A 7,529-nucleotide genomic window follows, 5' to 3' on the forward strand; every position below is an offset into this window, starting at 1 on the left:
CCGGTTCCTCCTCAGTACAGTGCCGCGGCCAGCTTCCGACGTGCGGTAATCACAACTGGTTCGGCGGGATCGAACAGTTCGAACAGTTCGAGCAGCCGGGTCCGCGCCCGGGTCTTGTCGTCCCCGGTACTGCGGGCGACAAGGGCGATAAGCCGAGCAAAGGCCGCATCCGGGGCCTGTGAATAGACCTCGACGTCGGCCGCACGCAGTTGTGCCTCGACATCGTCCGGGGCGGCGTCCGCAGCGGCAACCGCGCCAGAATCAACCGACTGCACCCGGGCGAGGAAGCGTACCTGGCGCACTGCGCCAAGTGCTTGTGCGTTTGCGGGTTCTTCGTCGAGGATCTTCTGGAACTCGGCTTCCGCTGCCGCCAAGTCGCCTTCGTCGAGCGCTGCCTCGGCCGCGACGAAACGAGGGTCTTCCGGCTCGGGTTCGTCCGTGTCGCCCCCACCAGCCGGCGGACCGGACAACTTCCCGGCTACCGCTTGCTGTATCGCAGCAAGCCACTGACGCAACTGCGGCTCTGGCTGTACGCCCTGGAAGTCGGCGAGAGGTTGTCCAGCGGCGATCGCGACCACAGTCGGAACGGACTGAACGCCGAATGCCTGCGCAATTCGCGGGTTGGCGTCTACATCGACTTTCGCGAGCACCCACGTGCCACCCGCCTCGCGCGCCAACTTCTCGAGCAGAGGCGACAGCTGCTTGCATGGCTCACACCAGGTTGCCCAGAGGTCGACGATGACAGGGACCTGCTGGGAGCGGACGAGCACCTCGGCTTCGAACGTGGCCTCGGTGACGTCGACGACAGCCTGGAGCCCCGTGCCACCCGGAGCAGCACCGTCGCCAGGAGCTGCCGGGGGCGGCTGTGGGGCGTTCGCACGCTCCTTGAGCGCGGAGAGATCGACTGCCCCGGTCATGGCTGCGGCCATTGCCGAGGAACGCGCTGAGGGACGAGAACCTGGTCGAGTCACGCTCTCCAGTTTGTCACGATTCGCGTACCTACTGGAACGCGGGCCGAACAATCGGTCGTTCCAGCGAGCCGGCGTCGGTCCAGGTCTTCAGACCAGTATGGCTTCGCTCTTGACGGCGCTGGGATCGGAGAGCTCTGCCATGCGGCCATTTCGTACGGCCCAGACCTCGAAGACGACGGTGCCGAAGGGTGGGATGCTCGCGAAGAGTGCCCAGAAGCTGGTGAGCGGGTTCCAGCTGAGTTTGCGGGCGGTCCACAACGCGATCAGCACGTACAAGATGAAAACACCGCCGTGGACTGGTCCGAAGATCTTCACACCGATCTCGTTGCCGTCCGCCGGGATGTACTTGAAGGCCATGCCGACGAGAAGGCCTACCCAGGTGATTGCTTCCAGAATCGCGACAAATCGGAAGCGTTTGGCCGTTGTGCTGAGATCAAGAGCGTTCACCATGGCGGCTATTGTGCCCGACATGCACAGACAGTCCGTAGTCGAGTGCTACACGCCACACAACTTCTCCAGCCGCGATCTTCCCTGGCTCTGCGTCGGGCGTCACTCGGACGTGTAGGCAGCGACCGAAGTCACATCCCGATGAGACCTATCGAGGCGATGGTACTAGCGTCAAGGGTATGACCCAGTCTTCCGCGGCACAGATTCCGCCACCACTGTCTTCGAACCTCGTGGTCGGCATAGACCACGTGGGCATTGCAGTGCCCGATCTCGACGTCGCGGTCTCGTGGTACGTCGAGCACCTCGGCATGGTGTCCACGCATGAGGAAGTGAACGAGGAGCAGGGTGTGCGCGAGGCAATGCTGAGCGTTGCCGGCTCGCCCGAAGACAGCACTACGCTGCAACTTCTCGCACCGTTGAACGAGAAGTCGACCATCGCGAAGTTCATCGGCCGTAGCGGTCCCGGCCTCCAGCAGTTCGCGTATCGCGTCACGGACATCGAAACCCTCTCGGCTCAGCTCCGCGATCGTGGCGTCCGGCTCCTGTACGACACTCCCAGACGTGGAACCGCCGGCTCGCGAATCAACTTCATCCACCCGAAGGACGCGGGTGGCGTTCTCATCGAACTCGTCGAGCCCGCGACCCATTGATCGTGCAACGCTCCTCACCATAGGCAGAGGGACCCGCTTCACTTTTGCCAGGTAGATTGGCATCCATGTCAAACGAGCTGGACCGCGATTCGATCTCTCTTCCTTTCTCCACCGTGCGCAAGGGGTTCGACCGTGACGAGGTACGTAACTACTTCGAACGATTCGATGCAGAACTCCGCGTCACTGCCGCCGACCGCGATGCGGCGGCGGCGCAGGCTCGAGATCTCGCCAAGCAGCTCGAAGATGTACGGGAAGAGAACGAGGGACTCCGGAAGGACGTCGACCGCCTGTCCGTACCTCCGACCACTGCCGAGGGAATGAGTGACCGCATCTCCCGAATGCTCCGTCTCGCGTCCGACGAAGCCTCCGAGGTGCGCGCAAAGGCTGAGGCCGAAGCGGCCGAAACGATCTCTGTCGCCGAGCAGGAAGCTGCCCAGCTTCGGGGCCACTACGAGTCCCTGATCGCGGAGATCGAAGACCGTCGCAGTGCACTCGAGGTTCAGCACGAACAGACCATGACGAAAGCCCGCACGGAGGCCGCACGGATCGTCACGGCTGCTCAGTCCGAGCGTGACCGCTTGAACGCCGAAGCCGAACGGCGTCGATCGCAAGTGCAGGACGACTTCGACCGCACGATGTCCGATCGGCGCCGGAAGGCGATAGCCGAGGCCAACGAACTCGAGAGCACCAGCAAGGCGGAAGCGCATCGCCGTGTCGCGGAAGCTACCCACGAGGCCAACGAACTCGAGAGCACCAGCAAGGCGGAAGCGCATCGCCGTGTCACGGAAGCTACCCACGAGGCTGAGCGAAGGCTGCAAGCGGCGACCGATCAGTCGGAGCGCAAGATCACGCACGCACGAGAACTCGCCGAAGAACTTCGTGTACTTCGCGGTCGAATTCTGGCTCAGCTCTTGGGCATTCGAGGCCAGCTCGATTCTGTTCCCGCCATGCTGGCCTCAGTCAACCGAGAAAGCGAACTCCTCGGCGCGCAGAACGAGGACGCACCATCACTCTCCCCGGCGGGTGCAGAGTCGAACAACGGTTCCACGTCGAACTCGGCAGGCACCGAGTTCGGCCCGGATAGTGCAGGTGGCGCGCCAGCGGAGAACAACTCCGCAGGGCCGTCCACGAGCGACAAGAGTGCGGGCGACCGGTCGATCGACCAGCGAAACGTTCGCACCGGGAACTAGGACCACCTGCGCGTCAAGCCCCGGGTACCGCGACCCGACCAACATCCACTGTGCCAATGCCTGCGGTCTTCACCGCTGCCGTAATCCGCGGGCCAGGCGACGAGGTGGGCCACGCCTGGCCGGATTTCGTGGTCGCAGCCCGGGCACCTGTACGACTTGGTCGCTCGCGCACCAGGGACTGTGCGGACGATGTAAGTCTCGTCCGAGGCACCGGCCGGACCGGATTCCCGGCGTATCAACGCACTGCCGAACAGTGTGCCTTCGGAGTCATTCGAGGGCACACTGCGGCGCGAATTCTTACGCTGCGGTCTACGACGGGGCACGGTCTCAGTCCATTCGTCAGAAGAGCCGGAGTTCGGCGCTGTCGGTGCCGCGTAGCGCGTCGTAGTCGAGTACAAGGCACCGAATCCCGCGGTCGCCGGCAAGGGTCTTGGCCTGCGGCTTGATCTGCTGGGCCGCAAAGACACCACTCACCGGAGCAAGCAGTGGATCCCTGTTCAACAGTTCGAGATAGCGCGTGAGTTGTTCGACACCGTCGATGTCGCCTCGCCGCTTGATCTCGACGGCAACAGATTCCCCGTCCGCATTCCTGCACAACAGATCCACCGGCCCGATCGCGGTCATGTACTCCCGGCGTACGAGTGTGTAACCGCTGCCGAGGGTTTCGACGTGCTCGGCGAGCAATTCCTGCAGGTGTGCCTCGACGCCATCTTTGACAAGCCCTGGGTCGATCCCGAGTTCGTGACTGGAGTCGTGCTCGATTTCCTCGATGGTGATCCGGAGTTCCTCTCCGGCCTTGTTCGTGACCAACCACAAGGATTTGCCGTCTCCCACCGAATCCTCGACCAGCCAGCACGGCGGACTCATCCAGTTAAGCGGCTTGTAAGCACGGTCGTCGGCATGAATGCTGACGGACCCGTCGGCCTTGATCAGTAGTAGTCGACGAGCCATTGGCAGGTGGGCCGTCAAACGACCGACGTAGTCGACTCGGCATCGAGCAATCACTAGGCGCACCTAGTCACCCTAAGCGATTGCGGCGACATGTCTCGAACGACAAGGCTCCCAGTTCGAGAATGTTCGCGCCACGGCGGAGTCGGCACACGCCTCGACGGCAGCGCTCGGACTTCAAACCTCGATCTGTGGATCTGATGACACCGCTACAGCCGCCCGGCCGACCCAGCGGTCGAGCGCGACTGCCATCCAGGCTGCGACAACTCCAGGTATCACGAAGATCGTCCAGCCCAACAAGTTCGGGAAGATGGTGTGACCCAATACGCCGGAATCGACGAGTAGATACGCGACCAAGGCGAGAACCGCAGCCGGTGGAAGTGCCCACAGACACGCCCGTTGCTTCCGCCGGGCGACCAGCCACCCGGCCGTCAGGGCTGTGACACCTGTAACGATCATGATGATCAGGATCGCTTTGGTCCCGTAGAAGCCGACAGCATCCGCGATGTCCTCGAGTGTGCCCATGACCAGTGCTCTGACTACCAGTGCCGACAGAGCCAATGCACAGCCGATCCCGGCCCTCGCGCGACTGCGGGCAGATATCGACACGGCCAACGCCACTCCGACTGAAATGACCAGAACTTGAGCCGATACAGCGATCCTCCCAGGTCCGATAGTGGAAAAGGTCGGCAACAGGAATGCGATCAGAACAGAGGTCCACAGAGTCAGATGCCCGACGAGCAGTCGGACCGGTTCGGTCCGCTCGTCGGACCAGAAATCAACTGGAGCACCACCCAGATCGGAGCGCTGAGTCGCAAAACGTGAGGGCGATTCATCCGGTTCAGCCACGTCGACGATTATCGAACATCTCGGTAGGTTGCGCGGAAGAAGCCATGAGAACTCATCCGACAGCATCCCGCATCATGCGTTCGCCAAAGGCAGCTTGCCACCAGGCAGACCAACTCGAGCCAGAGCACCCGGGTGTACGGGCAGACCCAACCAATGGCGAGCTGTCTGGCTACCGCCCAGATCGGCCCGTGTGCGCGCCGACACGTGGACGGCCGCCGAGTCCCGACATCTGCGCTGCACCCCACTGAACAACGCACTTCATCTCTCTGGCAGCGCATTTCAGCGACAAGCCAACTGCACTTCCTGCGGGTCGCGTGGCTCCCGGACAAGGCATTACCCGCGCTCTGACGCCGTCTCCGCGATCTCGGGCAGGTACCCACGCCACTTGACGAGGACGAGTGCCAGGCTCGCCGACGCGGCGATCGCTCCGACAACGAACATCAGCGGGTAGGTAACCGCAGGGTTCGCGCCCGTGATCATCGCCATCACGGCAGGTACCGCGAAGCCGAGGTAGCTGAGAGAGTAGAAGACCGCGGTGAGACCGGCCAAATCGTCGGGGCCGGCGATGCGTTGAACCTCCAGCAGCCCCGATACCAGCGCGAGACCGTAGCCACACCCCAGAACCGCGGCCGCGATAATCGACATCGGCACCGTGAGGACGCCCGATGCGATGGCCGCAATGGACATGCCTGCCATGAGCACCCCAAGGGCCACCGCGACCGCCCGGCCGTTGCGTGGGGTGTCGATCCTGCGCCCGAGTGCCTGGATCCCGAACCCCGAGCTGAGGGCGATCATGCACAACAGTGCCGAGAACGCCACGGGCACACCGCCACTGCGGCTGGACATGAGTGCCGGCATCACCGCGTACGCCGACGCGGCGGCACCGAACACCCACGGCGCCACCGGGGCCACGACGTACAGGAACCGGCGGTGCCCGGCCGAGGGGATCCTCAGGTCCTTCGCGAAGGACCCGATCGAGTCGACCCGTACCGCGGTGCGGGTCTCGGGAACCTGCCGTAGCGCAACGCCGACGGCGAGGGCGAGCGTCGAGTGCACGGCATAAGGGAGTGCGTTTGGCCACGGAGCCCACTGCGCGAGGACACCGGCAACGCCCGCGCCGATGCCGAAACCGGCGGTCAGACTCATTGCGGCACGTCGGGCGCCGGATCCTGGCCGGGCCGACGGGTCTCGGTCGGGCGTCGACAGCTCCTTGAGCCAGCTTCCGCCGACAGCCATGCCCAGTCCCAGCGCTACGCCGGAGAGTACCCGCCCGACGATCAACAAAGCCGCGGACTCCGAACCCGCCGCCAATACCAGTGAACCTGCCACTGCAACGAACGGCGCCGGCAGCATCAGGGAACGTCGTCCCAGGCGGTCTGACAGCGGACCTCCGACCAGCAGCGCGGGAACGATGCCGAGTACGTACGCGAACAAGAAGGTGTCGACCATCACCTGTGAGAATCCGTGCTCGAGCCTGTACATCACCAGCAACGGCGTGAACTCGTTGCCTCCCCACGCCACCGCGAACATGCCCGCGGCAACGAGCATCCACGCTCGCAGGCGTGTGGGCGCCTCGGTTGTGGTGACGGCGACACTGTCTTCGACCGCGGTCATCGCCGCCCACCCATACCGAGAGCGTGAACCTCTCGCATGTGCTGCCGGACGGCCGAAGCGAATCCACCCGCGTCGGCGGCCTCGATCAGGTCGGCCAGGCGGGTGTGATCCTCGATGATCTTGGTGATTTGTTCTGGATCGCGTGCAAGCGAATGCGCCGTCATCCTGCGTTGACGCTCCCTGAGCCCGTCATAGAAGGTCACGAGCAACGGATTACCCCCGGCACGGACCAGCGCACGATGGAAGTCGGCGTCGAGGGCGCTGAACCGCGCGGCATCGCCCGTGGACGCGACCAGCTCGCGTTGCTGCGCCAAATTTGTCCGGAGCGTCTCGACGAGCGAATCCCGAATGCGGCGATCTGCTACCACGGCCTCGACTGCGTGCACCTCCACGAGCAGACGTGCATCGACGACGTGTTCGGCCTCTCCCTCGGCGACCGGCACGACCAACGCTCCCCGCTTCGGGTAGAGCCGCATCCAGCCCTCCGCCTCGAGCCGCAGGAACGCCTCTCGCACAGGGGTCCTGCTGGACCCCATACGAGTAGCGATCTCGCCCTCGCTGATGAGTTCTCCGCCCGGAAGCTCCCCGGACAGGATGAGCTCCTTGACTTCGCGGTAGGTCAGCTCTGCCGCCGAATACAACTTAGACACAAGGTGTATTTATACGTTGTCGGGCGGATCTGGGACCGGCCGGGGTCCGCAGTCGGCTGGGTTGACATTCCGGGAATGCCGAAGGCCCCCACCATGTTTGGTGGGGGCCTTCGGGAACGGGTGTTCGGCGGTGTCCTACTCTCCCACACCCTGTCGGGTGCAGTACCATCGGCGCTGGAGGGCTTAGCTTCCGGGTTCGGAATGGGACCG

9 protein-coding genes and 1 rRNA gene are annotated in these 7,529 nt (G+C 63.9%); 2 read left to right on the forward strand and 8 right to left on the reverse strand.

Translation table 11 applies throughout. From position 1 onward, the window contains the following. Nucleotides 1-11 precede the first annotated feature (11 nt). Nucleotides 12-917, reverse strand: a complete 906-nt coding sequence (locus tag AB0I57_RS18240; protein ID WP_358338339.1) for a tetratricopeptide repeat protein — start codon at nt 915-917, stop codon at nt 12-14. A 141-nt stretch (nt 918-1,058) separates the two neighbouring features. Further along, a complete protein-coding gene (locus AB0I57_RS18245; RefSeq protein WP_358338272.1) occupies nt 1,059-1,421 on the reverse strand; it encodes a DUF3817 domain-containing protein in 363 nt (120 codons plus the stop codon). Nucleotides 1,422-1,597: 176 nt separating this feature from the next. Here AB0I57_RS18245 and mce point away from each other — a divergent pair, with 176 nt between their 5' ends. Both mce and AB0I57_RS18255 read left to right on the forward strand, forming a co-directional pair. Further along, nucleotides 1,598-2,068, forward strand: a complete 471-nt coding sequence (mce, locus tag AB0I57_RS18250) for a methylmalonyl-CoA epimerase (RefSeq protein ID WP_358338275.1) — start codon at nt 1,598-1,600, stop codon at nt 2,066-2,068. A 65-nt stretch (nt 2,069-2,133) separates the two neighbouring features. Further along, nucleotides 2,134-3,258, forward strand: a complete 1,125-nt coding sequence (locus AB0I57_RS18255) for a hypothetical protein (RefSeq protein WP_358338278.1) — start codon at nt 2,134-2,136, stop codon at nt 3,256-3,258. Here AB0I57_RS18255 and AB0I57_RS18260 read toward each other — a convergent pair. The 6 genes from AB0I57_RS18260 to rrf form a co-directional block, all read right to left on the reverse strand. After that, nucleotides 3,255-3,581, reverse strand: a complete 327-nt coding sequence (locus AB0I57_RS18260) for an ATP/GTP-binding protein (RefSeq protein WP_358338281.1) — start codon at nt 3,579-3,581, stop codon at nt 3,255-3,257. The two genes, AB0I57_RS18255 and AB0I57_RS18260, sit on opposite strands and share 4 nt — an antisense overlap. 16 nt (nt 3,582-3,597) lie before the next feature. After that, nucleotides 3,598-4,272, reverse strand: coding sequence for an endonuclease NucS (gene nucS / locus AB0I57_RS18265; protein WP_358338284.1), 675 nt, complete (start codon nt 4,270-4,272; stop codon nt 3,598-3,600). A 111-nt stretch (nt 4,273-4,383) separates the two neighbouring features. Beyond that, nucleotides 4,384-5,055, reverse strand: a complete 672-nt coding sequence (locus tag AB0I57_RS18270) for a hypothetical protein (protein ID WP_358338286.1) — start codon at nt 5,053-5,055, stop codon at nt 4,384-4,386. A 333-nt stretch (nt 5,056-5,388) separates the two neighbouring features. Then, on the reverse strand, nt 5,389-6,669 hold the full coding sequence (locus tag AB0I57_RS18275; RefSeq protein WP_358338289.1) for an MFS transporter: 1,281 nt from the start codon (nt 6,667-6,669) through the stop codon (nt 5,389-5,391). Continuing rightward, nucleotides 6,666-7,319: a GntR family transcriptional regulator gene (locus AB0I57_RS18280; RefSeq protein WP_358338292.1), complete on the reverse strand. Its 654-nt coding sequence runs from the start codon at nt 7,317-7,319 to the stop codon at nt 6,666-6,668. The genes AB0I57_RS18275 and AB0I57_RS18280 overlap by 4 nt, the downstream gene beginning before the upstream one ends. Nucleotides 7,320-7,441: 122 nt before the next feature. Further along, nucleotides 7,442-7,529, reverse strand: a 5S ribosomal RNA gene (rrf, locus tag AB0I57_RS18285); the annotation flags it as partial.

This window comes from Rhodococcus sp. NPDC049939, from assembly GCF_040656415.1.
GTDB lineage: Bacteria > Actinomycetota > Actinomycetes > Mycobacteriales > Mycobacteriaceae > Rhodococcus_F.

Excerpts from the sequence above, each read along its gene's own strand:
- AB0I57_RS18240 (WP_358338339.1), bottom strand. The coding sequence starts at position 917 with ATGACCGGGGCAGTCGATCTCTCCGCGCTCAAGGAGCGTGCGAACGCC.
- AB0I57_RS18245 (WP_358338272.1), bottom strand. The coding sequence starts at position 1,421 with ATGGTGAACGCTCTTGATCTCAGCACAACGGCCAAACGCTTCCGATTT.
- mce (WP_358338275.1), top strand. The coding sequence starts at position 1,598 with ATGACCCAGTCTTCCGCGGCACAGATTCCGCCACCACTGTCTTCGAAC.
- AB0I57_RS18255 (WP_358338278.1), top strand. The coding sequence starts at position 2,134 with ATGTCAAACGAGCTGGACCGCGATTCGATCTCTCTTCCTTTCTCCACC.
- AB0I57_RS18275 (WP_358338289.1), bottom strand. The coding sequence starts at position 6,669 with ATGACCGCGGTCGAAGACAGTGTCGCCGTCACCACAACCGAGGCGCCC.